Source organism: Rummeliibacillus pycnus (assembly GCF_044359855.1).
Classification (GTDB): Bacteria; Bacillota; Bacilli; order Bacillales_A; family Planococcaceae; genus Rummeliibacillus; species Rummeliibacillus pycnus_A.
The window spans coordinates 310,094-336,541 of record NZ_CP132291.1 but is presented as its reverse complement, the minus strand read 5'-3'; the positions used below and the strand labels follow the sequence as shown (position 1 = coordinate 336,541).

The window sequence follows — 26,448 nt, the reverse complement described above, 5'->3', positions numbered from 1 at the left end:
GCTTAATCAGTTTCTTTTATCCGTTGTAGATTTTTGAATTTTTTGTCCAACAGTTTCTTCGGCATTTTTTGTTTTTTTCTTTTGTAGTTCAAAATACTTTTCAATAGCCTGTCTTGCGATGATGTTATTGGTAGGATTAGTGATTGAACCTGAAGTAGTAACCCATGGAATGACAACTGCATACGCAATTTCTGGATTGTCATATGGGGCAAATCCGATATGTGTTATTGTCAATGTTTTTGTACCATATGATGTTTTTTTAGGACCATAGTATACAACTTCCGCAGTACCTGTTTTCCCTGCTGCGTCAAAGTTAGCGTCTTTAAACTTAGAAGCGGCTGAGCCTTGATTTCCAAAGTATACGCGGTGCATCCCATTTTTCACATGTTTGATTTCCTCTTGTGAATTATCAATAATATTCAAAACGTTAGGTTTTACTTCTTCAATAATCTTGCCTATTGTTTTTCCATCTTCTGAAGGTTCCCGAATTTCTTTTAATAAATGTGGTTGTATTCTCTTACCTCCATTGGCAATGGTCGAAACATACTGGGCTAATTGTAGCGGCGTAAACGTATCATATTGCCCAATGACTAGGTCAAGAAATTTACCAGAAAGGGTTTCCTGTCCTTTAACTCCTGTTGCTTCGCCAGGAAGATCAATACCCGTTTCAACACCTAAGCCAAACTGCGCAAAAGAATTACGGACTTTAGCAAAATTATTAGCATCTATACGTAAACCAGCACCAGGTACATAATTAACTCCAGCAATTCTAAACGCTGTTTGAAACATATAAACGTTAGAAGAACGTTCTAAAGCAGTTAAGTCATCTAAATACATAGCACCAGATGGGTTAAAAATAGATTTTTTTATCGTACCAGCAATATTTATAGGGGTATCTAGTAATACTTGTCCCGGCTTAATTGCACCTAGAGAGTAACCCGTTAGCAATGTTGCCGGTTTAACAACAGAACCTACTTCATAGGAAGAGGTGAATGTACCAATTGCATAATCATTAACTGAGGTATTCCCTTTTTCATCTGTATCAAGTTTTTTTCCTACCATTGATAAGATTTCACCTGTATTTGGATTCATCATGACTAAAAAGGCACGGTCCAATAAGTAGGCACCACCTTGTGATTTTGCAGTAAGCAATTGCTTCTCTACAATCTTATCTAATTGTAATTGCAATTCACTATCAACAGTTAAAACTAAGTCATTACCAGGTGCTCCTTCAGATACGGTAGTTGTATCAACTACTTGTCCAGATCCATTTGTTTCACTTTTCACCACTGCTTTTTGCCCTTGTAGTACTTCTTCATATTCTTCCTCTATGTAACTTTTCCCAACTCGGTCATTCCTCGAATAATTTCGAGCTAAATAGTAATCTAATTTATCTTTTGGTATACCTTCAGTTGGGGATGTGGTAGAGCCAAGAATACTTAAATCAGAATTTTTAACACGATCCCAATCAGTAGTTGTGTTGACATTTGGTAAATCAAATAAATGTTCTGAAACAACAGCGAATTCTTTATCTGTTACATGATCACTTTTTATGATTTGTGGTGATAAGTTATAACCTGCAATCATTTTGCTGTAAATCGCTAAAACTTGTAAGTCTTTTTTCGTTAAACTTTTCAGATCTGATTTTGTAATCCTATCTCGTACTAATTTATCGATCTCAGCTTGTTTATCTGTAGCAGCTATTTTTTGGCTTTTATTAATCGCATCTTGTTCACTTTTCGAAACCTTTGCATAAGCTTCTTTATTATGTAGCTTGATCCAAAAATCTTGTTTATCTCGTAATGCAATTTTACTTGTATCCATCTTAATGAGCGTTGCTAATTTTCTTGCTGTTTTTAACATTTCATCACTTGTTGTAGATTGAAGTTTCGTATACGTAATCGCATTTTTCGGCTTATTATCGACTAATACTCTTCCTTGACGATCATAAATTCGCCCCCGTGGTACACTAGTATTAACTGTTACTTCTTCTGTTTGCTGTAATGCTCTAACATAGTCATTTCCTTTTACGATTTGCATGTAACCCAATCGTAAAATAAGGATTGAAAATAAGACAAAAATAGAGAAGAAAAGAACATTCATACGAAATGAAAGCTTTTCATGTATTTTGTTTGTTGTATTATTTCGACGCAATCATTGACACCTTCTCTTTTGAATATACAAATATTGTTATATTTTAATAATATACTAGATAGCGCCTTAATACTACTATTGATTCCAGTTTTAAACAAATTATAAAGTAGGAGTTTTTTAACTTTCTATATCCGTATCCGGTGCTAATTGAATAACACGATAGAGCATGTGTTTTTCAAACTCATTTTCTAGTGAGAATCCTTTCACGTATTTAAGTTCCAGTCAGCAAACCTATATACAAACTATGACCGGCTTAACTTCAAACTATCTAGATGTAGTGTATATCTGCTATTTTGCATCTTGCTGAATTTAATTTCTTCTTTTTTCCGTTATTACATTTAGCAAAATATAAAATAAGCAAGTTTAGACCTTTGATTGATTTTAAAATTCTGAATTTACCGTATATTGATAATAGATTTAAATAAATGAAGGAGTTGGAGAATTTGATAAAGGGTTTATATGAATCACATTTACCGGTAAAACATTTAAGTACATCAATAAACTTTTATGAAAAATTAGGCTTGAAATTGGCTTGGCGTAATGATAAAATTGCTTTCTTTTGGATTGAAGAAGGTAGAAGCTGGTTAGGATTATGGGAGGGAAAAGAGTATCAAGCTCCTTATCACCCTTCTCTACGACATATTGCTTTTGAAGTTTCATATGATGACTTAAAAGCGTCTTTAAAATGGTTAGATTCTATTCAAATTGATGCTGTACCCTTTGGTAGTAGTAATTCTATAGAACCATTTGTTCGTCCATACCAAAATAATGCTTCGGTTTACTTTCAAGATCCAGATGGAAACAGTTTAGAATTGATGTGTTATGTTGAAGTTCCTGATTTCCTGCAACATATGACAGATAAGTTATCATTTGAGGAATGGGAAAAATTATTGAATGAAGGATGATCAAATGAGTAATTTGATACAACAAGACAAAAAAGTAATATCACTGGTGCAAGCACTGGCAATGGGAAAGCTATAGTTAAATTTATAGGATAGTATCCCATCCATCACTTAACTACATATTTAATTATATGTCAGTAAATGCTGTACGAAAATTTTTAACTTCTTAAAAAATACCAAAAGAAGCATCTATTGTAGATGCTTCTTTTTTATTAGATATATTATAATTTACATTTTAAGAGCATGTTCTTCCAGATCACGAGTTATTTTAAGCCCATCAACTGTTAATTGACCATTTTTTTCAATAACTTCAGAGGATTGATCATCATAAAATTTCAATTTCAATGTGTAATTGTAATCAATTGACCCATCTTTATTTTCTTTAGCTTTCTTTAGCTTAACATTTTCTAATTGGATGCTTTTATCTGAAGTTTTCGATATTTCTGGAGCTAATTGAAAAACTCGATTAGCCATCTGTCTTTCAAACTCATCTTCTGAAAAGTACACTTTCACTTTTTTTCCTATCTCTATTCCAGATGGTGGGTTCGAAGGATCTTTAATATTATACTGTACTGTCTTGTAATCTTTTAGAAGCTTCAAAACATCTTTTTCGCTTGCTTGATCTTGCCCACAAGCAAATAAAGTTAAAGCCATTATACATAAAAGTAATAATCCAACTATTCTTTTCACATTTTCCCCTCCCTATCTATATGTATTTGTATTTTATATACTCATTTTTTATTAACAAATATTCATTTTTCTTACAGTGAATTAATTAATTAATTTCATACATCCATTTTCGATTTTTAAATACGAAAATTTCACCACATTTACTTTTCCGTATTCAGATTTGGATGTTCCGCTACAGGAGCTTTCCACGGGCTTGGCTTCAATCTCCTCGGGCCAACACAATGTTGGTTACGAAGCCGTTGCCACAGGACGTGGCGTTCTTAGGTTTTGTTCCTTAAAAGATGTGCTCCTGCATCGCTTCGATAGCTTCGTTGCAAGAAGGAAATGCGAATGCATTTTCGAGGACTCGCCGTCTTTCGCTCCACAATGAACAAAAGAATGATATTATTATATGCTCGAATATTTCATATGAAATTTGCATTATGATATTGATTCACTTAAGAATAAATTAGATTCAAATGATAATTGAAGCACACTTATAGATTTCCGAATATTCATTGAAATTCAAAGCTCAGCTTCAAAATTTATGGAGACTAAGCTTTTCTTAATTTTATGTTATTTAAGTGGTGTGGTTGGTAAAACCCCTTGAGCATTCGGGATGTTTCTAGATCCAAATGAGCCGTATTCACCATTGTCATAAGAAGAATCATGCATGTACTGCTGAGCTTGTTTGAATTGATCTCTAAGTGATTGCTCAAATTTTTTTGGTGTCATATCTTTTACATTGCTATATAATTTTTCTTTAATTTCATCTTCAACATAAAAAGTAATTCCAAATTCCTTACTTAGGTTATCCAGTACTTTTTGATAAGGTATAAGTAAAAAATCCATGTCGTCTTTTGTCTTAGCTATAGACGTAGATGAACCAAATACAAAAAAGAATACAATAGACAATGCTATAACCGAAAATCCCCTCACTATATCCCTCCATTTATGTAACTATGATTTTAATTTTTTCTTCTTAAATACATTTTTAAAAGAATGTTATCTTGCGATTACGTATTTTCCGATTCAATATAATAGCTGTTATGTTCTTTGTCGAAAACACCAAAGCACAAAATAGCTGCTACCAAAACACTTGTTGCTGCAAATAATATAGCTACAATTTGTAAAGAAAACAAATCGGCAAGACCTCCAAGAATAATCGTAAGAGTAATTTGTAATACATTTTGAAGTATAGAAACACTTCCTCCAAAACGCCCCATAATATTTGAAGGTACATTTTTTTGATAAAAAGTATCAAATCCTGCATTACTAAATGACATAAAGAATCCCAATAAAAGAAAAGCTGATGTTGCTGACCAAAATCCTGTTGAGCAATAGAACAATAAATATCCAACCGAAGTTAAAAACATTCCAATACCTAAATATGCTTGAAGTGATAAGAACTTTACTAGAGCAACCGATGCAGATGCACCAACAACAGCCCCAATACCTGTCAGACTAACTATCAATCCATACATTTTTTCAGATTGCTCTAAATCATGTTTAATAAAAGTAGCCTCCTGTGAATCGAGAGCAAATGCTATCATTAAAGTGGCTTGGAATAACAAATAGATTTTAGTAAAGTATCGTTCTCCTATCATAAAATTCTTTACGATTCGCCAATCATCTTTTATTACTTTCAAGTTAATTGAGACGCGTTTTTTAGAATTTTCATCTTGAATATCCGGTAATAAATAGATACAGAATGCACAGATGAAAAATGAAACTGCATTAATAATAATGCACCATGTTATACCAGAAAGTCCTATCAAAAAACCTGCAATAGCTGGACCTGTACAAAATGCTCCTGTATTCAATACACCCATTATTGAATTAAATTTTTTCTTATCTGGATCATCTACAGATTTTGAAATATAAAAAGTTGAGCTTGGTCCAAAGAATGCTCCAGCAATGCTTGTCGCAAATATAATTGCATAAATTCCCCAAATAGAATGGATAAAGGGAACTAATAGAACTACCATACCTCTTAATACATCAGTTACTATCATTAATTGCCTTTTATTCATACGATCTATTACGGACCCAGCCCATAAGCTTGTTAATATTCTGGCTATTGGACCTACAATATAGATACCAGCTATAGCTGTCATAGAATTTGTCATGTCTAATATCAATAAATTCAAAGCTATTAGATATATCCAGTTGCCTAAATTAGATATCCCTATCCCACTAAATAAAAGTGAATATTTCTTCAAACTCCCCATATTATGCCTCCGAATAATTATGTAATTGAATTTTCAAAATTTATTTTACTAGATTATTTCAAATGGAATTCTTCTCTTTTTCCATTACTTGAACAATTCGTGGAATTTCTATTAAATTGTTTACAATGTAATCTGCTTGTACAGTTTCATAAGTTAATTCGCTTTTCCAAATCGCTATCATACCGATGCTTTTAGCTGCTTCGATATCATGTTTCGGATGATCTCCGATAAATACACTTTCAGTAGCTTTTACTCCTAACTTTTTTAATGTACGTTCAAATATTTGTGGATTGGGCTTTTTTAAGCCTTCCCATTCAGAAATACTGATTACATCAAAATACTCTTCAATATTTAAAGCTCTTATATTATCTAACTGAAACTGTCCAAATCCATTTGTAATCATTCCTATCGATAACCCCTGCTTTTTTAGCTGAGAAAGCACTTCTTTAAGATTTTCAAAAGCCTTGCAATGATGTTTAAATTCCGTAAGATAATCCTCTAATAAATCCTCAGTTGTCATACCAGAAATTTTATATTCATTTATCAGTTGACTATATACTTTATCTTTCCATACATTACCGTCATTATCTAACTCAATAAATCGTTTAACATATGAATCTTTCTGAATATGAGAAAGATATACAAGCAATCGTTCATACTGATTTTCAATAAAGGAAGCAACTGAAGCTTTTCGATTAAGTAATGTCCCATCTAAATCAAAAATAACTGCTTTTATCATTCTCTAGATCCCCTTATTAAAACTTTAAGATTTGGATTTATTTCCTTAATAATAATCATTCGACAAAATCCATTTTTTCCCTTCATTTATTTTACCCTATAAGACAATTGTGAGAAAAAAATAAATTGAAAAAATATTTTGACACTATTAAGTACCTCGTTGTATTATGTACTTAACAAAAGTAAGTTAAGGTTGTGAAGACGAATGGATAAGGAACAATTACGAGGTAGCTTGGAGTTAATTATTCTTTCTAGAATGGTGAAAGCGGATAAATATGGGGGTGGCATTCTAAAGGAAGTGTACGAAGCAAGTGAAAATACTCTTAAAATCAGTGAAGGTTCTCTGTATTCACTTTTAAAGCGATTAGAAAAAAAATCCTACATTGAATCTTATTGGGGTGAGGAACATTTAGGAGGCAGAAGAAAGTATTATCGGATAACAACTTCTGGACGTGCTTTATTTGAAGAAAAGTTAGAAGGATGGCGAAAGATTAATATTCTAATTGAATCTGCATTGGAGGAAAAATAATATGTCTAATATAGACAGGTATATCGATCTTATTTTAGAGCGTGTTGAAGTAAACAAAGATGAGTATCGAAATTTGAAATCCGAATTAACTTCTTTATTAAACGAGAAAAAAGAAAACTATATTCGCCAAGGGTTTACAGAAATCAAAGCTATAGAAAAGACAATAGCGGATTTCGGAGAAGCTGATGAAGTTGGAAAAGCTTTAACAAAATCCTTCTCTCCTCAGCGAACAATGGCTATGTATTTGCTTGCAATAACCTCTGTGGTTTTCACAGTTTTTGTAATCTTTAAGTTATTAATTGAAAATATTAACATCGACCTTCCTTATTTATGGATTACAATGATGGGTATTATGACAGTTCTAACTATCTTTTTATCTAAAAAGCAATTACTTATTGCTAGATATCGGATGATATTTATCTTATTTTGCTTTTTTTATATACTTGTATGGTTTTTCGGAATTTTACTAGCCGATGGACCATTAGATCAAGTTATCCCGTGGATTTCTCGTATACTTGCAATTGTATTGTTAATTCTAATCATAGTTAATATGATTCTTGGTGCTATTTATCAACCTGTTAAAAGCCAATTCAAATCATTTAAAACAAAAAATCGTATCTTCATTGTAATTTGTAATTCCCTCAGTGGCATAATTGTAATTTTTTATACTTTAGTAATACTTTTCGGTTTTTTGGTTTTTGGAAGTGCGTCAGATATATCAAGATTACTACCGGCTGTTATTTTAACGTTTCTTTGGCTATGTAGTTTATTGATCAGTAGTTATCGCCCTATTTTAATATGGTTAAGTCTTTTCATTCAAATTGGGATTTGTGGATATTTAATTACAGTTTTCTATTCTATTTTCTGAGTATTAAGTTAACTGTTTTCTGATTCGCTTGAGGTTGATTGTTTAATCGAATGTAAGGACATTTACTAAATATATTTATTGGAAGGGCAATCTATATGAGAATGAAGCAACTTAATCAAATTTCAGTTTTAGATTCTCACTCACAATTGTCCGATTTTTGTTTCTTGGATACTAGGTAGGTATCCAAGGGCAATAATAGCCAAATTCTATATTCAATCAACTTCAATTATCATTTTATTCAATTCAATATCAGGTGTAAGTTCCAATGTTGTCGATGGTGCTTCCTCTACTACTAATTGTACAGCTTTCGTTTTATTATATAGCTCTTGAATTGATCGAGCATTCGTCTTATGAACTGTAATCGTATAGAGAACACCCACATTTAAATTAACTTGCGCTTGTTTTTGTTTGTTTGTAATTAATTTCTTTTCAATTGGAAGAACTGCTTTATCTTTGAACGCCTTTCCGTTTGTTGTTATTTTTAAAGAATATCTCTGTTCATTATTTTGATGGTCAACTATTTGGATAGTTATATTTTTTGATTTAATATCTAGTTCTTTCTCTTTAGGATTCGAACAACCATTTACTAAAAGTAGAAACATAATAATAGCAACGATATTGCGCAATTCCTCACCCGCTTTCATTTTTATACAAGGTTAAAAGAAATTATCTCTTGTATTAAGTTAAACGGTAATACAAAAATAGCTGCAATAAATCTTATTATTCAAACCTATTATTATTATTTAAATAATCCAGCACTGTTTGTGTCGATTGAATCAATTCTACATGACCACTTACTTTACGAATTTTGAGTGCTTCATATAGATATTCTTTTGCAAACTCTATTTCACCTAGCTCCATTAAGCACTTTCCTTTATGCTGAAAAATGAAGTCCTTGTAATTTGTGATTTGGAAATCTATAGAAAGATTCAATGCACAATCGAATAATTGTAATGCTTTTTTATGTAAATTCGCATATTTATAGGCTTCTCCCAAACGAATCAACGTCACAATTCTCCATTTTGGATGATGCTCATCCAAGTTTAAACATTTTTTGAAGTAATAAATTGCTTGATTGGCTTCATTTATCACTCTATATGCATATCCTAAAGTACTATACAAAAAATAAAGCTCTTGGTTGATCAATGATAAATTAATTATTTGTTCTGCATCTTCTATAAATTTTTTCACACGTTGGATAGAACTTGTTTGTTCACGAAAATATTGACTTCCGTCAAAATAGATAAATTCACTTAATTTTCCATATTCTTCTTTTAATTTGTCGATATTCATGAATCCGCACCTTTTTAAATTAATTAATATTATTGAATTTCGTAATCATATAGAATATTAAACAATCCCTCATTTCAATCTATAAATCTTGAGATAACCGAATCATGTCCCTACACTGTATACCATTTTCAAAAATTTTCTCCGTGTAATGTCTAATGAAAAATTCTAAATCCACACCAATTATTCTAAATCCGCATTTTTGATAAAGCATTAATTGCCCTATGCTTGAATTTCCTGTTCCCACTTCAATAGTTTTATATCCTCTTGATTTAGCTGCTTGTATCGCATGTAATACTAACTGTTTTCCAATTCCTCTATTATGGAGGTTTTCTATAACTGCAATATTTACTAACTCAACAGTTTCAGGTCTTGTCGGAAGTAGTACATATACTCCAATCGTTTGATTTTCACTCTCTGCTACAAAACATTCTCCTCTTATTACATATTCTTCAATAAGTGATTCGGAAGGGTCTGCTAATAACAACAATTCCATTGGAGTTTTTTCATCTGGATTTAGTTTTCGAATATTCATTTTTCTCTCCTTTAAAATTACTTTAAGTTTTAACAATTAAACTCAATTTTTCAGTTAAAACAATTCCCTTTATACCATTTATTAGGATTTAATAAATCTATTTTCGGTTTTTAAATACAAAAATTTCGACACATTTACTTTTCGCTATTTAGATTTGGATGTTCCGCTACAGACGGCGCTTTCCACGGGCTTGGCTTCAATCTCCTCGTCACTCCGTTCCTGCGGGGCTTTCAGCTCAAGCTTTTCCCGTAGGAGTCGCCGTCTTTCGCGCCACAATAAACTAAATTGGGATAATATCGCCAAGACAGACAAGTGATATTGAAGGAGCAAAAGCTTTTCTAAATTCTCGAATAGAGCAGCAGCAATCTCTTGTTCTACTTGCTTATATCAATTATTCACCAGTTGGCTTTGCCCAGCTAAATCCAACGTTTTCATCGGTGGCTGTGAAACGTGCATTTATCTTTAATGATTTATAATATTTACAATGATGATTGTTATAATAACTAAAATTACAATTATTCCCCCGATTGTTGGACTACCATATAAAGTTCGATTATAGTGATCGTTTGTTTCAATTTTGCTTTTTTGCTCCTCAATCCACTTTTCTCTATCTTTTTCGTAATTATCTATTCTCTTTTTGCTTTGCATGAAAATCCTCCCTGCAGTCTGATTAGCTAATTAGATATTATTTTCACAAACATACCCTCCTCAGCTTTTTTCCTTGCTGCTTTTCCCATTTTCTTGATATTTTCAGAAAGTTTAGATGCTCTTATTAATTCATTACCACGCAGTACAGATGGATCAACAATTCTCAACTTATTTCTTCTATGTAAATCAAAGTTATTCTTGTCTTCTTTAACGATTACATTTCGATGAACATGTTTTACAAAAGCTAGTAATTCATCATCTTGGTTTGTTCGCAATTGATTCATTACTATTGCGTCTGTTCCTAATAATGTATCCAAAGTGATGATGTTTTTGTTTAAAGCTATTTTTAAAGCTTTTGCTAAAAAATCGTAAGCATATATATTTAAAGGCTCCATAAAGAAATCAATGACTTCTTTATAATATGTTTGAACAAACCATTCAGCTGTTTCAATATTTTTAACGGCCAACTTTCCATCTATTATAATTAAATTCTCTAAAAAGTGTTGAATCTCCTCTATACTAATTTGACCATATTGATACATATCACGAAGTGTGTAATCAACACGATCCGCACATAGTTCTGGGGCAGGTCTTTCAAGAAGATTCCATTTTGAATCTTCAATAAGAATATGTTGATAATTGTAACCATATTTACTTAAAATATTTGGTATTTCAGATTTTTTTACGATAGCTTCATATATTTTTTCATGATAATCTTCTTCCCTATTTTCAAGTACAAAATCAATCACATGAGAAAAGGCTGTGTGCGACACATCATGTAGTAAACCGGCAATTTGTTCTTCTATGGAACCACCTAGTTTTTTAATTAATAGCATCACACCTATTGAGTGATCATATCTTGTCACATTCCATTTTTCATTTACTAAATAGCTAGCACCTCCTTGATATATCCCCTTTAGTCGACGTATTGGACTACTCAAAATTAATTGTTCCAAAACTCCATCGATACAAAAATCCCCGTATATTTTATCAATTATTCTCATACATGTGCTCCTATCCTTTATTTTCACACTTTATAATTTGAGTGTAATTAGTGCTGATTACAGTACTTATACTTTTTTTCTTAACTCCAAAGCATAAATTTCAATATCGATAAATATGCATGAAAAATTTTTGAACATTTAGAAAAAATAAGCTAATTAAATGCGTTTTATCGTCATATTATTTGATATACAAATTGTCATGCTTCCAAAGGCTATTTTGAAATTTCCGTTATTCAAATGTTAGTTGTATTAATTTTTATGCTGTTTGACAAAAAGAAGAGACAATACAATTAAATTGGGGGAATCCAATTGGAGAAAAGGAAGTTTAACAAGATTTCAATTAGTTGTTTTATTGCTACAGTTATCTCGTTTTTAGGCTGTTATAAGTTGTGGCAGTATCCAAGCAATTCAATATCAGATAATTATAGTCAAACAGGATTTGTAGGATATATTTGTTTCATTATTGTTTTTGCTTCTCCATTAGTAGGTCTTCTCTTTGCTATTATTGGAGAAAAAGGATTTTTGAAAGCAATTTTAATAATCGGTAATACAGGTGCCTTTCTAACACTTGGGCTCGTAATTGCAGTGATTGCTTTTAGAGATTTTGTCTAAATACGCTGTTAAATTTAATAAGGCAAATTTAAAATCGATTAATCATAATAATTCTATATGTATAACACCTTCTTTCGCTTGAAGGTGTTTTTTTATTTGTTATATGTTTTTTTTGTTCTAAAATTTCCCTTTGTAAAATTTAATAAGTTTAAAAAAGCACTGCTTATATTATAATAGCAGTGCTCTAAAAAAGGGCTTTAAAAAAGAAATTAATTCGGCATTTTAAAATTTGAATATAAAATGGCCAGCATATCAGCCTCTTTCGTAACATAAGAGAGAAAATTTAGCGACCTATCTTATGTTTACAATAAATTGAAACAATTTATTTGTTTACAATACCATAGTCTTTTCAATCCAAGCACTATATCAATCCTGTATTTCATCTTCGTTTTCGATAAGCCATTCTCCTTTTCGGCCAAAGAATCCACATATAAATACGAAGAGATGGATAAGTAAAAACATATTTTCGTTAAAGTACCAACTGTTTGTGTAAAAATTGAATGGACCTTTTTGATAAATAACAGAATCAGTATCATTCCAATTTCCGTGTAAAGCTTTCAATGAGTTCTGTACAAGCTGATATTCTCCAGGAATACTAATTAGTAGAATAAGAGCAATGACGAACAATAATAACCATGGTCTTTTTAAAGGTTTTATTGCAAAATATTTTCTACCAACTGACCATGTGATAAAAATACTTAACAATAGAAATGGAACAAGAATCACAATAGGTATGAAAGCTTCATTTCCATTAACATCACTTTTGGTTGGATCTTGTGTAAAATAAAATTCGATTATGATAAACCCGAAAAACGTAATTGCCAAAGATATGTACCATGCTAAATTTCGCAATTTAATTCTCCTTTCATTGACAAAAATCTTCAAATTTCGCAAATAGCATAGATAAAATTTGACATTTTACTTCTAAAACAATTTGTTAAGAGTTTGAGGAATTCCTTCAATAATACTATTTGGCGTTACACCGTAATGTGATAAATCTTTTGCTTGTAATTCTGCTGTTCTAGCATGTAAGAAAGTAGCACACACTAATGCTTGTTCTGCGTTAGCCCCTTGGCATAATAATGAGAGGATGACACCCGTTAATACATCACCACTCCCCCCTTTACCTAAAGCATCATGACCAAATGGATTGATCCAAGTATTACCTTCAGGTGTAGCGATAATCGAACGATGACCTTTTAATAAAACATACACATTATATTTTTCTGCAAGCTGTTTTGCAATTGCTAATCTATTTGTTTCTACATCTTTAACTGTTGTATCTAGCAATGCGGCCATTTCTCCTGGATGAGGTGTAATAATCACTGCTCCCTCGTAATCTTTTACTAATTGCATTTGATTTTTCAAGAAATAGAGTCCATCCGCATCAATAATGATGGGCTGCCCATTCAGCTCATTGAACAATCCTCGTACTAATGCTTCACCACCATTAAATCTTCCAATCCCAGGACCAAATGCAATCGCTTTATACTTTGATAACTCCAATTCGTTTAAAGCAGTAGACGAAAGATGACCATGTTGTTCATTTAATGGCAAAAATAATGATTCAGGCAGCTGAACAGCTGAAAGAGGATAATTACATTCAGGAACTGCAAGAGTTATCAAGCCAATCCCTGTATGAAATGCTGCTTTTGCTGAATAAATAGGTGCTCCTACATACTGTTTGGAACCTCCAATTACTAAACCATGACCAAATGTTCCTTTATGACCATTCGCAGGACGTTTAGGCATTTGTGCAAAAACATCAGCACTTGTAATCAGTTTAGGTAACGACAGGTTTAACTTCTTCACAAGTGTTGTCGGAACTGAAATATTCACTACTTTCCAATCTCCAATATAGTTAGGTCCCTCTTGCAAAAAGAAACCGACTTTCGGCATAACGAAGGTAACTGTTTGATCTGCCTTTATTGCAAATTCTTCTACATGACCATCGTCTACTTGAAGCCCAGAAGGAATATCTACAGATAAAACGAATGCGGTGGATTGATTCACCATTTGAATGACTGAACGATATGGTTCTCTTAAATTGCCATAAGAACCTGTACCTAACATGGCATCGACAATAATTGTTGCGTGATTAATTTTTTGTCTAAGTTCGTTTAAGTTATCTTCAGTCAATTGTAAAAAGGGTAATTGTCGTTTTCTATAAACATTAAAATGAACTAAAGCATCACCTTTTATTTTTGATTCACTTACAAGGAGGCAGAGTTCTACATTTAAGCCCTGATCACTCAATTTCCGAGCAATAACAAAACCATCTCCACCGTTATTACCTGCACCAGCTAATACAAGTATCTTCCCTTCAACATCTTCGTAATGTTCCAACAATGTTGAAGCTACAGCTGTACCCGCATTTTCCATTAGCACAGTTCCAGGTAAACCTAATGTTTCAATCGTGTATTGATCTAATAGATATAAATCTTTTTTTCCACCTATGTACATTTTTTCACTCCTATTTTATAGCCAATTTTCTACAAATGTTACTCTTTTCTCTGTTGCATTAAGTTCGACTTGTCGCCCAAATGGCATTGAATGCAGCGGATGTGTGTGACATGTATCGAAATCCGCTAAAATCGGAATCTCTCGTCCATCTAATTGTTCTAATAGAATTTCATACGGTTTTCTTCCTGTACCCATATCATCATATTGTTCGTGTTTTCCTAAAATAATACCTGATACCTTGTCCAAAATCCCATGAAGTTTTAACATAGCAAAGTTTTTTTCAATAATTGCAGCTGTCTTCGTTGTATCTTCTATTAATAGTAGATCGCCCTCTTCAATTATTGGAAAATACTCTGTACCAATCGTGCCATACATCGTATTAATATTCCCACCAATAAGCCTTCCTTGTGTTTTTCCTTTTTGAACACAAATCCAATCATTTTTGAACAACTTTTTTGTTACTGTCTTTTCTAACCAATTCACCCTATCATCAGACCACCACTTCGGCATTGGTACATTATAAGGTGCTTGTAACCCTTCCATAAACATCATTCTAAAATACTGTGTCGTATCTTCAACTAATGGTGGGAATTCTCCTAAAGTTGAAGCAACTGAAGGACCATAGAATACAGGTATCCCTGTTTTTCTATATAAAGCAAGTAAGATAGCTGTTACATCAGACAAACCTACAACGATTTTAGGGTTCTTACGAAATGCTTCATAATCGATATACGGCAAGATACTATTAGCATTTGTACCTCCAATAGATGGTAGGATCATTTTGACATCTGGATCACGTAGCAGTGCATTTAATTCAGCTGCGCGTTCTTTCGGCGTCCCGGACCTATAATAATCCTCTTTTCCAGTTAATTTCCCCTCTTTTACTTTTAAACCAAGCGATTGAAGTATTTTCTTCCCTCTTTCATAACGAGCATGTGCAGCTACAGAAGCTGGTTTTGAGGGAGAATATACGCCTACAACATCGCCTTTTTTCAATGGTTGAAACATCCAACCCCTCATTTCACTAATATTTACATTTGCTACTATTATAGAGGAAATATTGAGTAGTGCCAAAAAAGTTTCATGTTTTCATGAAGTTTTACAAAAATCTTAATATATGAGGCAATTTCATATAGCAAATTTAATATTGAACAATTTATGTTTCATTAGTAATGATTTATATTCGATGAAATAACCTTATCCAAACTATTAAATAGGTGATATTGTCTAGGAATATTCTGACCAGTAAACCATTTAAAACTTCTTTCTAGCCCTTCTCTTAATGAAATAGTCGGTGTAGGTAAACCAAATTTTTGTAACTTTTGTATATTCAATAAATATGTAACATCTCTAAAAGGGAAAAATTCTTTACTGGTAACGTCTAATCTTTCCATATCACTTTGTGAAATTGAAATTACTTCCCCTTCCTTATTCGTTACTTCTTTAAAAGTTTGAATTAATTGCTTCCACGTAAAAATTTCTGGGTTTGTTATGTTAAAGACTTCTCCATTCGTCTCTTCATCTTTAACTGCCTCAATTGATATATTAACTAAATCATCAATATGGATATATTGCGATTTTCCCATATTAGTATCTGGATAAGGTATAGGTAATTGATCGATTAATCTTTGGAAAAAGTAGGATTCTCTATACAAATTGTTTCCTTCACCATATATATAAGTTGGTCTGAAAATTAAAATTGGGAAATTTGCTAAAGCGTGTTCCTTGATTAATTTCAACTCTACATTTCTTTTATCAACACCATAGTTTTCCCAATTTTTGTTATAACCAATATTGCCTTCTTCGGTTAATATTGAATCGGATTGAGTATATACTCCACCAGTGCTCATTAAGAAGTATCTTTTTAATCTTGATCGATTGAGTATATTTAATATTGGCATAATATCCTCAACAGTATAAGCTGAAATATCAAAAATATAATCATATGTACGATTTTCTATATGCACCGCTAAAGCCATTTCATCTTTTCGATCACATTTAAAGTGATTCCGATATCCTTTAACAGTAATCGGCTTAATCCCTCTCGTAATAATATCGACAGTATAGCCTTCAGCAATTAACTTTTCTAAATAAGCTCTACCTACAAATTCACTGCCACCAAATAATAAGACATCCATTTAATAGCCTCCTCAAAATGCTCTTTTCTATAATATCAAATCATGCTAAGGGAAATTATTTTTATATTCAAAAATTAACTACATACTTATTTTACTAAATACTGAAATATAAAACAGCCTAATTTCCCTCGGTATTTTATGAGAAAAATAGGCTGTTGTTTTAGTAAGCTTTGATTATCGAATTTTGATCTAGGTATTCTTTTTTATCTTCTTGAGTAAGCCACCGTCATCAACATACGTAATATTCTCAATTTTTCCGTCCTTCTCCGGTATCGTCGCAAGTCCTTTAATTTTATAATTCTTTTCAGAATCCCCGGTTTCTTTATATTTTACATTTACAATAAATTCATAGTCATCTTTATAATTCTTATTTTTCTTAATTGAAATATTGTCTACTTTGATTTGAATTTTTTGTGAATGCAGGGTGTAAGAAAATGCAGATGCTACAAAAAATTTTTCGAAACCACTAATGGTAAAATACGGTTGATATAAGTCTTCTATATATTGATATAGCTCGCTTCCATTTGAAGCTTTCAACACTTTCTGCCCTTTAATCTTCATAATGTTATTGGGATCATTTAGAATTTCATTGTATTTTTGTTTTGGACTTGTAAATTCAGATTTAAGAACATGTGCAATTGATTTGATGCTCTTATTATTTGCTTCTACATTATATTCTACTTTCACGGTTGTCTCTTCTCCGGATTGTTCAATCTGTGAACACCCTACTATAGCAAGAAGAAACATTAAGAGAACACTGCAACTAATTATATTCCTAAACTTATTCATCAATGAACATCACCTTTCATTTCAACTATTTGAGTTACTCCAGACTAATTCAAAACTAAGTGATTTTTTCATCTATTTATTTTCCCAAAAATTCTTTTTCATCTTTAATAGCTTTAGTATTACGATTCTATTTTCACCTCCTACTTTAAAATTTCATATCTGTCATTAGAATCAATGGTTTTAATATTTTTGTTTATACATCTTATTTAAAATTTTGATACATTATCATTACAGAATCTTTAAAATTCGGTATACTTATGAAATATGATTGTAACATTAACTTAATTTTTGATAAGAGGTTGTTTTTTTGATGAGAATTCAAAAAGAGGAGCTTAGTTATGAATTCTATAATTGCGACAGTAAAAGGTTTAATTTTTAGAAATGGTCAATTACATAGAGTAAAGAGAGAAGAGCTTGGGGCTTTAACACAAGAAACAGTTGAAGGAGTTCAAATAGATAAGGCGTTTTAACCTCTAATTCCCACTTGTTTGCTAAATGTATTAATTTCATAATTCAAGGATTTGATATAAAACACGCACATTAAATGGATTATTGTTATTTGCCAAGTTTAATAGAACATTGTTTAAGAAGCGGAAGATGGCGACTCCTGCGGGAAAGCGAGACAGGTGAGACCCCGCAGTGAAAATTCTTTTTGCCCCACAAAAAGAATTTTCTGCGACGAAGCTAGCGAAGCGATGCAGGAGCACGCTGTTTTAGCTTCCGAGGAGGCTCAACGCTCGCCCGCGGAAAGCGCCTTCTGGAGCATAATACTAAATAAATGATGTAAATGAAATATTATCCAAATTATTGGGTTGTTTATTTAGAAACTTTTCGTATTTTTTTAACTAGAAAAGCATTTATAGGATGTGTTAAACATTACTGTTAATTAAATGTTAACAACCCCAAAATAAAAAAGTGCTGGACTTGGTACTAGAACGCTGCACAAGTTTGCACTTTAAATTCCACTACTATTCTATTTTCATAATAAAACTAATTTATATAAAATCTCGCCGTCTACAATTTTATAAGTATCAATAAATCCAAGTTTCTCATATAGTTTTTTTGCTACTTTATTTTCAGGTTCAAAACTCAAAAATATTTCGTTGCAATCATTCCAACTTTTCATCTCATCAATTACTTTTAATAATGCTTGAGTACCATAGCCTCTTTGCTGATATTTATAATCAATCATGAGTCTACATATTTCATAAATTTCATCCTCAAATGCATATCCATACATCGTAAATCCAACGATTGTGTCTTCATCATATATAGCCTTTGTAATCCACCCATCTTGGATCTTTGATTGAGCAATTGATGCCGCGTTCGAAGCTACAAATTCTTCAAAAACTGTATTACTACCATCAGTATTGGTAGTTAAAGAAATACACTTAATCCAATTCTCTTCTGTAACATCTCTAAGATTAATATTCATAATTTGAACCCTCCATACAAATTTACAAATTAGATTAAGCAGTAAGAACTTTTATCATCGTAGAACCGTTTAATTTCTATAGTGTTTGAATTTTTCAAAACAATTACTTTTTCTTTCCTATATACAACAAATGTGAAGAAATCCCAAGAATATATGGGTTGGTTGCTTGATCTACAATGAAACTGAATATTTTTCCGATCTCTTGTTCGCCTTTTCCCTCCCAGTAATCCCAGCTATTTTTGTTTAAAATTGTGCCTGCATTTGAACCAATTAAATGGATTGTTTCAAAACCCATTTCTTCCATAAAAGGATTAATATCTTCAATATTAAAATAATACGCTCCAGTAAAACGTCGTTCTTCTGCATGATCAAAGCAACCTGTTTGTGAAAATTGCATGATTGTATCTATATTATCGTTTGGTTTCCAATTCTCTGGATAAATAAGTGAATTAAACACATGTCTAATTCTCGGCATGAAAGCTACAAACACAACACCATTCTTCTTTGTAACTCTATATAATTCATTAACAGCCTCAATACGTTCCTTCTCTTCTTGTAGATGATATAGTGGACCGAGCATTAAAGAAGCATCAAAGCTTTCGTCTTTAATCATTTTGAGTTCTCTAGCATCTGCTTCGTAAAACCCATTAAATTGGCTTTCTAGACCGTATTCTTTTACTTTATCTTTTGCAATTTCTACTAATCTCGTTGTTATATCAGTTAATGTTACATTATAGCCTTGTTTTGCAAGTTCTATAGCGTATTTTCCAGGGCCAGCTCCGTTATCTAGAACACTACCGGTTATAGGCAAATATTTTTTTATATAATGCCAATTCACTAGAAATTCTATTGGTTCTCTCTCAAGCCTTCCCCATTCATCAAATTGATTGTAGTAGTTAATTACTTTATTCATTAGTTTTCCCCTTTCATTAACAGTCTCTGCAAGTGAATCTAAGTTTTCAAGTGATTGAATGTAATACAGATAGAATGAAAGTTTCGTTTCTTATTCTCGATAATATGTTTATGAAAATCACACTCTCATCAAATTAGTCAATAACTGTGATACCCCTTATTACAGCATATCCATCTCTTACTTTAATTTCTGCCTTTAATTTACCTCTTTGGGTTAGTTTTTCTAAGTGTGTACCTGTGTTATCTTCTACATAGTATCGTTCTATAGGAATATTAATATGAGCTACTTTGGTTGATCTATTGTTATCCCCTTCTTGATTAATATAGGATGCTAATTTACCTTTGATAAATACCCCTGATCTAGGCTTGATTTCCGTTACTTTTATGGCTTCATAGATATTTGTTCTGTTGTTTTGCTTTAGAGTAATGTAGACAGTTTTGTCACTATCAAAATTGAAATAGTCTTTATCATTTCCTAGTTGTTTCTTTAACCCATTATCTAATAGATCTAGAGGTACGTTTTCGATTTCAAACTCTAAGTCTACATAGTCTCCATAAGCTAGATCGGATGGGTCAACTGGTGTAGTTTGTAAATAAATTGTTTCACCTGTTAAGACTGTTAAAAGAGGTTTTACTGTCATTGCAATTAATATGATTACAGGAACTAGAAGAGAGAAGAAGAATTGCTTATTTCTTGACAGTTTGCTCATTCTTCTTGCCTCCTTTACGTGTACGTTCAAACCAATAACCAAGAGCGATTAGGAGAATACCCCCTATAATGAAAGCGATTGATTTACTCATAAATTGAAGTGACAAGTCAACATAGAATCTGAATACAAAGATACATACGATAGCTACCCCTAGTAGGTTGTTTTTAGCTACTAGTGTGAATGCATAGATACAATATGCTACGCCAAACACAAGACAAATGATTGCAGGAATAGATGAATCTGATAGCCTAGGGTAACTGGATTCCCATAAAGCTGGAAAGGTTAAAGTTAAAGCTGTACTGAAGTGTATGAATGTACCCATTATATTTGAAGATGGTTCATACTCTTTGAAAGGTAGGTAGAATAAAATCATACCTGAAACAAACAAAATAGCTACAAGTAATACTGGGTTATTTAAATGGTCATAATAAGTGTAAATGGTGATAAAAGCTATTAAAAAAGCTAAAGTGTTCGTTGTAAATAAGATGATAGATTTATCATAGTAATAGTGTGTTAAATAATATAGTGTTGGAAAGACGACAAGGAAAGATATTAAACCAAATGCTATTTCCATTGTATTGCTGATATTTGAGTCTTCGGAATATAAAGTAGTAATAGCTTGAATGACGACAGCAGTATTAATGACAAATAGTAGGATTGATTTATTATAAAATCGATGTCCTATGAAATATAATATTGGAATACTAATTAAGAATATCCACGGGATATTATTATCCCCTATAGGAATGAAATAGAAATGGAATTGGATATACTGATAAACAAAGAATAAATTCACCCATTTCAATATGTACTGATATTCCTTTAACATATAATGTCCGATTAGGAACAGTAGTGGTATTACAATGATTGCTCCGTATGGATATAGACTGTCGATTGAAATAAATTTCATTTCTACAAAAATATAAACGAAAGCTAAACTGGCTATTTTTACATACTTATCTTTCAAGTAATACGCAAGTGGAAAGATACCTATCCCCCAAGCTAGGAACATATCTGATGCGTGAATCCCTAAGTGAAATAACTGACCAATATAGAATAGTTCTCCACCAAAAGCGAAAACACCAATGTAGTAAGAGGTTTTTGAAAGGGAAGGTTTCTTCTCTTCTAGCAACTTACCTACTATGAAGAAGCTGATTAAGGCAGCTAATAAAATGATATACTTCGTGGTACTTGTTAATTGTGACCAATTACTAGCAACAAACGTAAGGATACCTAAGCCAATGAGGATCGAACCAATTGTGAGTAAAACTTGAATAACATTAATATTACTCTTTGTTTTGGGTTGAAGATGGTTCGGATAGTCATACAATTGCATCAATTCTTTGGCTTGACCTTGTTGCAGTTTTCCTTCTGACTCTAAAAACTTTAACTCTTTAGATAAAAAATTATAAAAGGATTGTTGAATCATCCTTTTCAAATGTTGCACCTCCAATAGCTGTTTTTTTAAGAAGCTCGCATGTATTTAAACTTTCTCCTTTTTAGGCCAAATAAAGTAAGAAATCGTGAAAACAAGGTCAACACCTAACACAAGTGTCCATATTTTCAACACACCAAATAATGCTTCCGTTCGGGAGGAATCATTTACTAAAAAGATCATTCCTCCTAAAAGACCTGCACCAATTAGATATGATAGTACGTGCTTTCCGTAACCTTTTAAATAATTCAATGCATGATCCATTCCGACTAATGGAATTGGTTTTACACCTTCTTTTTTAACGTAATAAAGAAATTTCTTATCAGCCCATTCAACCATGCTTTTTCCAAAGGCGATAGAAACACCTATATAAATGGCAGCAATCGCATGCGCTTGTGTTGCAGTTGCCCCACTAAATAAATCAATACTCGTTGTAATTAATAAAATTAAATCAATTACAGGGGTTAAAGCTAATAAGAATAATCCTAACGTATTTAGCTTTAGCACATATCGCGTCATCAATCCTAATACTATAACGATCCAAAACATAATTTCAGATGCGACAATCATCCAAGCAACAAAATTCAAAAAGACACCCCCTATCTAATCCGTTGTTTTATAATTAACTATTTTTCTAGTGTTTTTGTTCTTTGAAGATACTTTTGAATTCTTTTTTATATCTTGATAGAAGTGTTCAACATAGATATTTTATGTAGTTTACATATAGGTATGACCTATTTTTCTGAACACAGTATTATATGCTTAATATGCTATTTTTAAATTTCTCCTTTTCTTCTAGAAACGGATAATGATTACTTTCTTCAAATATTACTAATTTGTTATTTGGAATTAATTGACTCATTTCAATTGAATATTGAATGGGGCATTGAACATCGTACCGTCCACAAATAATTAGTGTATTTGTTGTTATCTTGTCTAACTGTCTTGTCACATCGTAAATGCTTAATTCCCTATTGAAAAAATCTAATCGCTTAGTTGACATTTCTTTTTTTATATTAAAAGAAAAGTACTCATCATATTTATTAGGATTATATAATGAAAGTTTTGTTCTTTCCTCGGTTAATTTTTCTTTTTCAATTTCAGTTAAAGTCCCTGATTTCAAGAGAGAGAGCAATTCAATCATTCTTTGATTTTTGGGATGCTTTGAATTATATATACAATCTTTTGAAGACAAAGTATATTCTCTTGCTGAAGTCCCCACAAGTATTAAAGATTTTAATGAATTCGAAAAATGTATACCATATAAAACTCCAATCATGCCACCAGTTGAATGACCTGCAAAAGACCATTTTTTATATCCTAATTCTTTTCTTATTTCTTCTAAGTCCAACACAGCCTCGATCATACTCAATTGGTATGGTTCAGTTGCTTTTGCTGAATTACCAGTTTCTCGTAGATTAACAAGAATTACTTTGTGATTATCAGTAAACTTTTCTGCAAAAGCATCCCCAGTTTCATTGAATTCAGAATAATTATGTGTTATACAAACAGGAATACCTTCCCCTGAAATAAAAATTTCAAAAAAACCTCTTTCAGTAGAAATATATTGTCTTATCCATTTCATTGATAATTCACCTTCAATCTATACGAATTCTTTATTATTAAAAATTCATCTTTAGAATTATTTTTCTCTTTTTTCTACAAAAAGCAAAATGAATGTTGCTAGTGGACCTAACAATAAAGATAAGAGAAACCAATTAAGTCCCGTTCTATTCTTACCTTGGGCAATTCCTGCGTTAATAAGTGCCAACGTTCCCCAACCAATATAAAAATCTTCTTTCACGTTTACACCTCAATTTTCATAAAATTTCTTTTCTCTGGATTGAATAAATTTTTGTGTTAACAAACCAGCATTATAGATACTTAAAATCATCACGAAGAAAAATACTTTTTGCGCAAATTTATCCCCTTTAAGGAACTCAATATTCGAAGAAATATTATAAATAAAAGCAAAAGAAACAAGTATAGATAAAATAAGTTGCCATTTTAATGATTTAATCACAGTTCTTCCTCCATCATATTTATTTAGTAACTTAATATTAAATTAATATGTGTTTTAAAAAAGACACTTAAAAAATTTAATATAATATATACAATCCTAGCTATTATTTACTAATTTTCTCCAGTAGGATGTGTTCCGACGTAATTATTTTACTTTCTAAAATTAGACCAATAAGCCCTTTCTCTGTTTTTGTTTCATGCCATTCATCTTGTGTCCAAAAAACTGCTTCACCTGGATGAAGTGAATAAAACTTCCCAGAATAACTACGAACAAGCCCCACACCTTGAATAATTAGTAACAATTGAGGAGTTACAGCTTGATGATAACCAATCACTCCATTTTCATTTAACTGAATTAAGCCAATTTTAGATTCCTCATCAATCATCATTATCTGCTTCATGTAAAAGTTTGAATTAAATTCTGTAATATGATGGCCACTTTCGGCTGTAAATTTATAAAATTCCATGTGTTTCCCCCTCCATTAAACGCAGTTTTAACCTTTTCATAATCCATCTAAATAGAAATACTTATTATATTATACACATAATGGAAGTAAATACATATATAACATTATAGTTAATTATTGTAATAAAGAAATCATCAAATTTGAAAGTAGGAGGTACAGAGATGGATTAATTTATTGAATTTTATTTATCATACTGTTGCTTTTTAATCTTTTTTCCATCCAATACACAAAAACAATAAAATGCAACTTTGGTTGTCAGGGATAATTATTTCAAATTTCCTGATTCCAACCAATAAAACTGCATGAAAAAGAGAGATTCACATGTAAAATTGTCGTCACTAGAACAACATTTTACTAAATGAAGAATCTCTCTTGAGCAAATAACACGATACTTACACTCACTCAAAACTTACCTTCTTAAACTAAGCTTCAACCCGTTTTAATTGACTTCAACTATTTTGATACTGTACGAAAATGTAAAGTTTTGACGCTCATTTCGTATATACTTAGCGTTGCAACGAACGAATCAATAGATAGCAGTGGACTATTAAATCTATTTATTGATAAATACGGACTGGTGCATCATCATCACTTGTTTCGATCTCTTCACTATTATTCGAATCTTTTTTAGAATCCTTTCCTAATAATGAAGCAAGGAAATTTAGAATAAAGGTAGCAACGATGATTCCTATAAATCCTATTGTGTAAGCACCCGTAATGTCTTTTATATATCCTATTATATATGGATATAAAAATCCCCCTACTACAAATCCTATTCCTAGAATAAATCCATTTGCGGTTGCAACAGCCTTAGTTCCTACAGAATCTATTGCTGAAGCTAATGCTACTGGCATTCCTGTATAAACCCCAATACCAACAAGTGGCATCATAAAGGCAACTAGACCATAATTACCAGTTGCTAAAGCAATTGTGAGAACAACTAATGTTAGCGTCATCCATAAGCCCGCAAGTAAGATAAACGGCTTTCTTTTCCCCATCTTATCGGAGATTAATCCAAAAATAATGGAAGGAATGACCCCAACAAGGACATATAGGGATGTTAAAAATCCAGCAAGTCCCTCTGACCAACCTGCATCTTCTATTAAAATAGTAGGTACCCAATAGGCAATAACTGCATATAAACCCCATTCACCGATGAAAAAGGCGGACGCAACGATTACATTTCGATTACTTATAACTTTCAAATAGTCTTTTAAAGAAAATTTTTCCCCCAATTCTTTCGATGAGTTTTGACGATCCGTGATATGTGGTGGATTCTTCAAAAAAATGAAGGCTATAATTAATACGGCAATTAAGAAAATACCTCCAACAGCAGATCCATGTCTCCATCCTATGGCAGTAAGAACATAAGAAAATAAATAAAGGGCAAAAACCGTTCCCACCCCATCAGATGAAAACATTACCCCCATGGCAGAACCAACACCATTAGACTTTTCAAACCATTGGGCAGCCATTGTGTAAGGTCCTACAAACAATAAACCAACGCCCAAACCGATCAGAGCTCGAGACAATACCAATAAAGAATAATCTGGCATATATGAAAAAAGAATTTGACCTATAGAACTAATTAAAAGTCCCCATAAAATTGTGTTTCGAGCACCCCACTTATCGACCAATACACCCACAAAAGGTAATGTTAAGCCTCCAACTAATGCCGTAACTGAAGCCAACATCCCTGTTTGAGCATAACTGATAGATGTGTCCTCCATAATTTTAGTTATCTGTGTTGAGTAGCCAATATAGGGAAGGAAACAACCTATTAAAGCTAAATAAGATAACCAAAGCATTGTCCATTGACCTTTTACTTTTATATTCTCCATAGGCGAAACACCTCCTAAATTAATTAGCAAAAATAAATTATTCGAAAACATTAAAT

Annotated in this window: 30 protein-coding genes; 5 read left to right on the top strand and 25 right to left on the bottom strand. The window is 31.9% G+C overall.

Going from position 1 to position 26,448, the window contains the following annotated elements; all coding sequences use genetic code 11:
* Positions 1–6: 6 nt before the first annotated feature.
* On the bottom strand, positions 7–2,103 hold the full coding sequence (locus tag Q8X41_RS01625) for a peptidoglycan D,D-transpeptidase FtsI family protein (RefSeq protein WP_397540176.1): 2,097 nt from the start codon (positions 2,101–2,103) through the stop codon (positions 7–9).
* A gap of 494 nt (positions 2,104–2,597) precedes the next feature.
* On the opposite strand from Q8X41_RS01625, the gene Q8X41_RS01620 reads away from it, so the two are divergent.
* The gene (locus Q8X41_RS01620; protein ID WP_397538525.1) at positions 2,598–3,059 is read left to right on the top strand and encodes a VOC family protein; all 462 of its coding nucleotides are present in this window, start codon (positions 2,598–2,600) and stop codon (positions 3,057–3,059) included.
* Between the two features lie 225 nt (positions 3,060–3,284).
* On the opposite strand, the gene Q8X41_RS01615 is transcribed toward Q8X41_RS01620, so the two are convergent.
* The 4 genes from Q8X41_RS01615 to Q8X41_RS01600 form a co-directional block, all read right to left on the bottom strand.
* The gene (locus tag Q8X41_RS01615; RefSeq protein ID WP_397538524.1) at positions 3,285–3,746 is read right to left on the bottom strand and encodes a lipoprotein; all 462 of its coding nucleotides are present in this window, start codon (positions 3,744–3,746) and stop codon (positions 3,285–3,287) included.
* 555 nt (positions 3,747–4,301) lie between these two features.
* Positions 4,302–4,664, bottom strand: coding sequence for a hypothetical protein (locus Q8X41_RS01610; RefSeq protein WP_397538523.1), 363 nt, complete (start codon positions 4,662–4,664; stop codon positions 4,302–4,304).
* A gap of 77 nt (positions 4,665–4,741) precedes the next feature.
* Complete coding sequence (locus Q8X41_RS01605) at positions 4,742–5,956, bottom strand: MFS transporter (RefSeq protein ID WP_397538522.1); 1,215 nt, start codon at positions 5,954–5,956, stop codon at positions 4,742–4,744.
* 58 nt (positions 5,957–6,014) lie between these two features.
* Complete coding sequence (locus Q8X41_RS01600) at positions 6,015–6,695, bottom strand: HAD family hydrolase (protein ID WP_397538521.1); 681 nt, start codon at positions 6,693–6,695, stop codon at positions 6,015–6,017.
* Positions 6,696–6,899: 204 nt separating this feature from the next.
* Here Q8X41_RS01600 and Q8X41_RS01595 point away from each other — a divergent pair, with 204 nt between their 5' ends.
* Both Q8X41_RS01595 and Q8X41_RS01590 read left to right on the top strand, forming a co-directional pair.
* Entirely contained in the window at positions 6,900–7,223 is a 324-nt protein-coding gene (locus Q8X41_RS01595; RefSeq protein WP_397538520.1) for a PadR family transcriptional regulator, read from the top strand.
* 1 nt (position 7,224) lies between these two features.
* Positions 7,225–8,091 (top strand): permease prefix domain 1-containing protein, encoded by an 867-nt coding sequence (locus Q8X41_RS01590; RefSeq protein WP_397538519.1) that lies wholly within the window; start codon positions 7,225–7,227, stop codon positions 8,089–8,091.
* A gap of 212 nt (positions 8,092–8,303) precedes the next feature.
* Here the strand turns inward: Q8X41_RS01590 and Q8X41_RS01585 are convergent, their stop codons facing one another.
* The 5 genes from Q8X41_RS01585 to Q8X41_RS01565 form a co-directional block, all read right to left on the bottom strand.
* A complete protein-coding gene (locus Q8X41_RS01585; protein WP_397538518.1) occupies positions 8,304–8,717 on the bottom strand; it encodes a hypothetical protein in 414 nt (137 codons plus the stop codon).
* Between the two features lie 94 nt (positions 8,718–8,811).
* Positions 8,812–9,384, bottom strand: coding sequence for a tetratricopeptide repeat protein (locus tag Q8X41_RS01580; protein WP_397538517.1), 573 nt, complete (start codon positions 9,382–9,384; stop codon positions 8,812–8,814).
* A gap of 79 nt (positions 9,385–9,463) precedes the next feature.
* Positions 9,464–9,916, bottom strand: a complete 453-nt coding sequence (locus Q8X41_RS01575; RefSeq protein ID WP_397538516.1) for a GNAT family N-acetyltransferase — start codon at positions 9,914–9,916, stop codon at positions 9,464–9,466.
* A gap of 462 nt (positions 9,917–10,378) precedes the next feature.
* Entirely contained in the window at positions 10,379–10,564 is a 186-nt protein-coding gene (locus tag Q8X41_RS01570; protein ID WP_397538515.1) for a hypothetical protein, read from the bottom strand.
* Positions 10,565–10,590: 26 nt separating this feature from the next.
* Positions 10,591–11,568, bottom strand: coding sequence for an HD domain-containing protein (locus Q8X41_RS01565; protein ID WP_397538514.1), 978 nt, complete (start codon positions 11,566–11,568; stop codon positions 10,591–10,593).
* A gap of 309 nt (positions 11,569–11,877) precedes the next feature.
* Between Q8X41_RS01565 and Q8X41_RS01560 the strand changes: the two genes are divergently transcribed.
* Positions 11,878–12,180 (top strand): hypothetical protein, encoded by a 303-nt coding sequence (locus tag Q8X41_RS01560; RefSeq protein WP_397538513.1) that lies wholly within the window; start codon positions 11,878–11,880, stop codon positions 12,178–12,180.
* A gap of 366 nt (positions 12,181–12,546) precedes the next feature.
* Here Q8X41_RS01560 and Q8X41_RS01555 read toward each other — a convergent pair whose 3' ends face one another.
* From Q8X41_RS01555 to Q8X41_RS01535, 5 genes are all read right to left on the bottom strand, one after another.
* Positions 12,547–13,032, bottom strand: a complete 486-nt coding sequence (locus tag Q8X41_RS01555) for a hypothetical protein (protein WP_397538512.1) — start codon at positions 13,030–13,032, stop codon at positions 12,547–12,549.
* 72 nt (positions 13,033–13,104) lie between these two features.
* Positions 13,105–14,643, bottom strand: coding sequence for an NAD(P)H-hydrate dehydratase (locus Q8X41_RS01550; protein WP_397538511.1), 1,539 nt, complete (start codon positions 14,641–14,643; stop codon positions 13,105–13,107).
* 15 nt (positions 14,644–14,658) lie between these two features.
* Positions 14,659–15,651, bottom strand: a complete 993-nt coding sequence (locus Q8X41_RS01545; RefSeq protein WP_397538510.1) for a S66 peptidase family protein — start codon at positions 15,649–15,651, stop codon at positions 14,659–14,661.
* A 158-nt stretch (positions 15,652–15,809) separates the two neighbouring features.
* Positions 15,810–16,781, bottom strand: a complete 972-nt coding sequence (locus Q8X41_RS01540; protein ID WP_397538509.1) for an NAD-dependent epimerase/dehydratase family protein — start codon at positions 16,779–16,781, stop codon at positions 15,810–15,812.
* A gap of 189 nt (positions 16,782–16,970) precedes the next feature.
* Complete coding sequence (locus tag Q8X41_RS01535; RefSeq protein ID WP_397538508.1) at positions 16,971–17,570, bottom strand: hypothetical protein; 600 nt, start codon at positions 17,568–17,570, stop codon at positions 16,971–16,973.
* 338 nt (positions 17,571–17,908) lie between these two features.
* Between Q8X41_RS01535 and Q8X41_RS01530 the strand changes: the two genes are divergently transcribed.
* Entirely contained in the window at positions 17,909–18,040 is a 132-nt protein-coding gene (locus Q8X41_RS01530) for a hypothetical protein (RefSeq protein ID WP_397538507.1), read from the top strand.
* Between the two features lie 509 nt (positions 18,041–18,549).
* On the opposite strand, the gene Q8X41_RS01525 is transcribed toward Q8X41_RS01530, so the two are convergent.
* The 10 genes from Q8X41_RS01525 to Q8X41_RS01480 all read right to left on the bottom strand — a co-directional run bounded on the left by Q8X41_RS01525 (position 18,550) and on the right by Q8X41_RS01480 (position 26,392).
* Positions 18,550–19,005 (bottom strand): GNAT family N-acetyltransferase, encoded by a 456-nt coding sequence (locus Q8X41_RS01525; protein WP_397538506.1) that lies wholly within the window; start codon positions 19,003–19,005, stop codon positions 18,550–18,552.
* A 103-nt stretch (positions 19,006–19,108) separates the two neighbouring features.
* Positions 19,109–19,978, bottom strand: a complete 870-nt coding sequence (locus Q8X41_RS01520; RefSeq protein ID WP_397540175.1) for a class I SAM-dependent methyltransferase — start codon at positions 19,976–19,978, stop codon at positions 19,109–19,111.
* Between the two features lie 73 nt (positions 19,979–20,051).
* Positions 20,052–20,627 (bottom strand): GDYXXLXY domain-containing protein, encoded by a 576-nt coding sequence (locus Q8X41_RS01515; RefSeq protein ID WP_397538505.1) that lies wholly within the window; start codon positions 20,625–20,627, stop codon positions 20,052–20,054.
* Complete coding sequence (locus Q8X41_RS01510) at positions 20,605–22,056, bottom strand: DUF2157 domain-containing protein (RefSeq protein WP_397540174.1); 1,452 nt, start codon at positions 22,054–22,056, stop codon at positions 20,605–20,607. The genes Q8X41_RS01515 and Q8X41_RS01510 overlap by 23 nt, the downstream gene beginning before the upstream one ends.
* 54 nt (positions 22,057–22,110) lie before the next feature.
* On the bottom strand, positions 22,111–22,650 hold the full coding sequence (locus tag Q8X41_RS01505) for a hypothetical protein (protein WP_397538504.1): 540 nt from the start codon (positions 22,648–22,650) through the stop codon (positions 22,111–22,113).
* A gap of 166 nt (positions 22,651–22,816) precedes the next feature.
* Positions 22,817–23,647 carry an alpha/beta fold hydrolase gene (locus tag Q8X41_RS01500; protein WP_397538503.1) on the bottom strand — a complete coding sequence of 277 codons (831 nt, stop codon included), beginning with the start codon at positions 23,645–23,647 and terminating at the stop codon, positions 22,817–22,819.
* A 57-nt stretch (positions 23,648–23,704) separates the two neighbouring features.
* Complete coding sequence (locus Q8X41_RS01495; protein WP_397538502.1) at positions 23,705–23,866, bottom strand: hypothetical protein; 162 nt, start codon at positions 23,864–23,866, stop codon at positions 23,705–23,707.
* A gap of 9 nt (positions 23,867–23,875) precedes the next feature.
* Positions 23,876–24,085, bottom strand: coding sequence for a hypothetical protein (locus Q8X41_RS01490; protein WP_397538501.1), 210 nt, complete (start codon positions 24,083–24,085; stop codon positions 23,876–23,878).
* Between the two features lie 103 nt (positions 24,086–24,188).
* On the bottom strand, positions 24,189–24,551 hold the full coding sequence (locus tag Q8X41_RS01485; RefSeq protein WP_397538500.1) for a cupin: 363 nt from the start codon (positions 24,549–24,551) through the stop codon (positions 24,189–24,191).
* A 557-nt stretch (positions 24,552–25,108) separates the two neighbouring features.
* Positions 25,109–26,392 carry a nitrate/nitrite transporter gene (locus tag Q8X41_RS01480; protein WP_397538499.1) on the bottom strand — a complete coding sequence of 428 codons (1,284 nt, stop codon included), beginning with the start codon at positions 26,390–26,392 and terminating at the stop codon, positions 25,109–25,111.
* Positions 26,393–26,448: the final 56 nt, after the last annotated feature.

Bases quoted from the DNA above. Each gene is read 5' to 3' on its own strand.
- Q8X41_RS01575 (WP_397538516.1), bottom strand. From the start codon at position 9,916: ATGAATATTCGAAAACTAAATCCAGATGAAAAAACTCCAATGGAATTG.
- Q8X41_RS01540 (WP_397538509.1), bottom strand. From the start codon at position 16,781: ATGGATGTCTTATTATTTGGTGGCAGTGAATTTGTAGGTAGAGCTTAT.
- Q8X41_RS01530 (WP_397538507.1), top strand. From the start codon at position 17,909: ATGAATTCTATAATTGCGACAGTAAAAGGTTTAATTTTTAGAAATGGT.
- Q8X41_RS01600 (WP_397538521.1), bottom strand. From the start codon at position 6,695: ATGATAAAAGCAGTTATTTTTGATTTAGATGGGACATTACTTAATCGA.
- Q8X41_RS01485 (WP_397538500.1), bottom strand. From the start codon at position 24,551: ATGGAATTTTATAAATTTACAGCCGAAAGTGGCCATCATATTACAGAA.
- Q8X41_RS01595 (WP_397538520.1), top strand. From the start codon at position 6,900: ATGGATAAGGAACAATTACGAGGTAGCTTGGAGTTAATTATTCTTTCT.
- Q8X41_RS01565 (WP_397538514.1), bottom strand. From the start codon at position 11,568: ATGAGAATAATTGATAAAATATACGGGGATTTTTGTATCGATGGAGTT.
- Q8X41_RS01605 (WP_397538522.1), bottom strand. From the start codon at position 5,956: ATGGGGAGTTTGAAGAAATATTCACTTTTATTTAGTGGGATAGGGATA.
- Q8X41_RS01480 (WP_397538499.1), bottom strand. From the start codon at position 26,392: ATGGAGAATATAAAAGTAAAAGGTCAATGGACAATGCTTTGGTTATCT.
- Q8X41_RS01550 (WP_397538511.1), bottom strand. From the start codon at position 14,643: ATGTACATAGGTGGAAAAAAAGATTTATATCTATTAGATCAATACACG.
- Q8X41_RS01590 (WP_397538519.1), top strand. From the start codon at position 7,225: ATGTCTAATATAGACAGGTATATCGATCTTATTTTAGAGCGTGTTGAA.
- Q8X41_RS01570 (WP_397538515.1), bottom strand. From the start codon at position 10,564: ATGCAAAGCAAAAAGAGAATAGATAATTACGAAAAAGATAGAGAAAAG.
- Q8X41_RS01510 (WP_397540174.1), bottom strand. From the start codon at position 22,056: ATGATTCAACAATCCTTTTATAATTTTTTATCTAAAGAGTTAAAGTTT.
- Q8X41_RS01535 (WP_397538508.1), bottom strand. From the start codon at position 17,570: ATGAATAAGTTTAGGAATATAATTAGTTGCAGTGTTCTCTTAATGTTT.
- Q8X41_RS01545 (WP_397538510.1), bottom strand. From the start codon at position 15,651: ATGTTTCAACCATTGAAAAAAGGCGATGTTGTAGGCGTATATTCTCCC.
- Q8X41_RS01515 (WP_397538505.1), bottom strand. From the start codon at position 20,627: ATGAGCAAACTGTCAAGAAATAAGCAATTCTTCTTCTCTCTTCTAGTT.
- Q8X41_RS01525 (WP_397538506.1), bottom strand. From the start codon at position 19,005: ATGAATATTAATCTTAGAGATGTTACAGAAGAGAATTGGATTAAGTGT.
- Q8X41_RS01580 (WP_397538517.1), bottom strand. From the start codon at position 9,384: ATGAATATCGACAAATTAAAAGAAGAATATGGAAAATTAAGTGAATTT.
- Q8X41_RS01500 (WP_397538503.1), bottom strand. From the start codon at position 23,647: ATGAAATGGATAAGACAATATATTTCTACTGAAAGAGGTTTTTTTGAA.
- Q8X41_RS01625 (WP_397540176.1), bottom strand. From the start codon at position 2,103: ATGAATGTTCTTTTCTTCTCTATTTTTGTCTTATTTTCAATCCTTATT.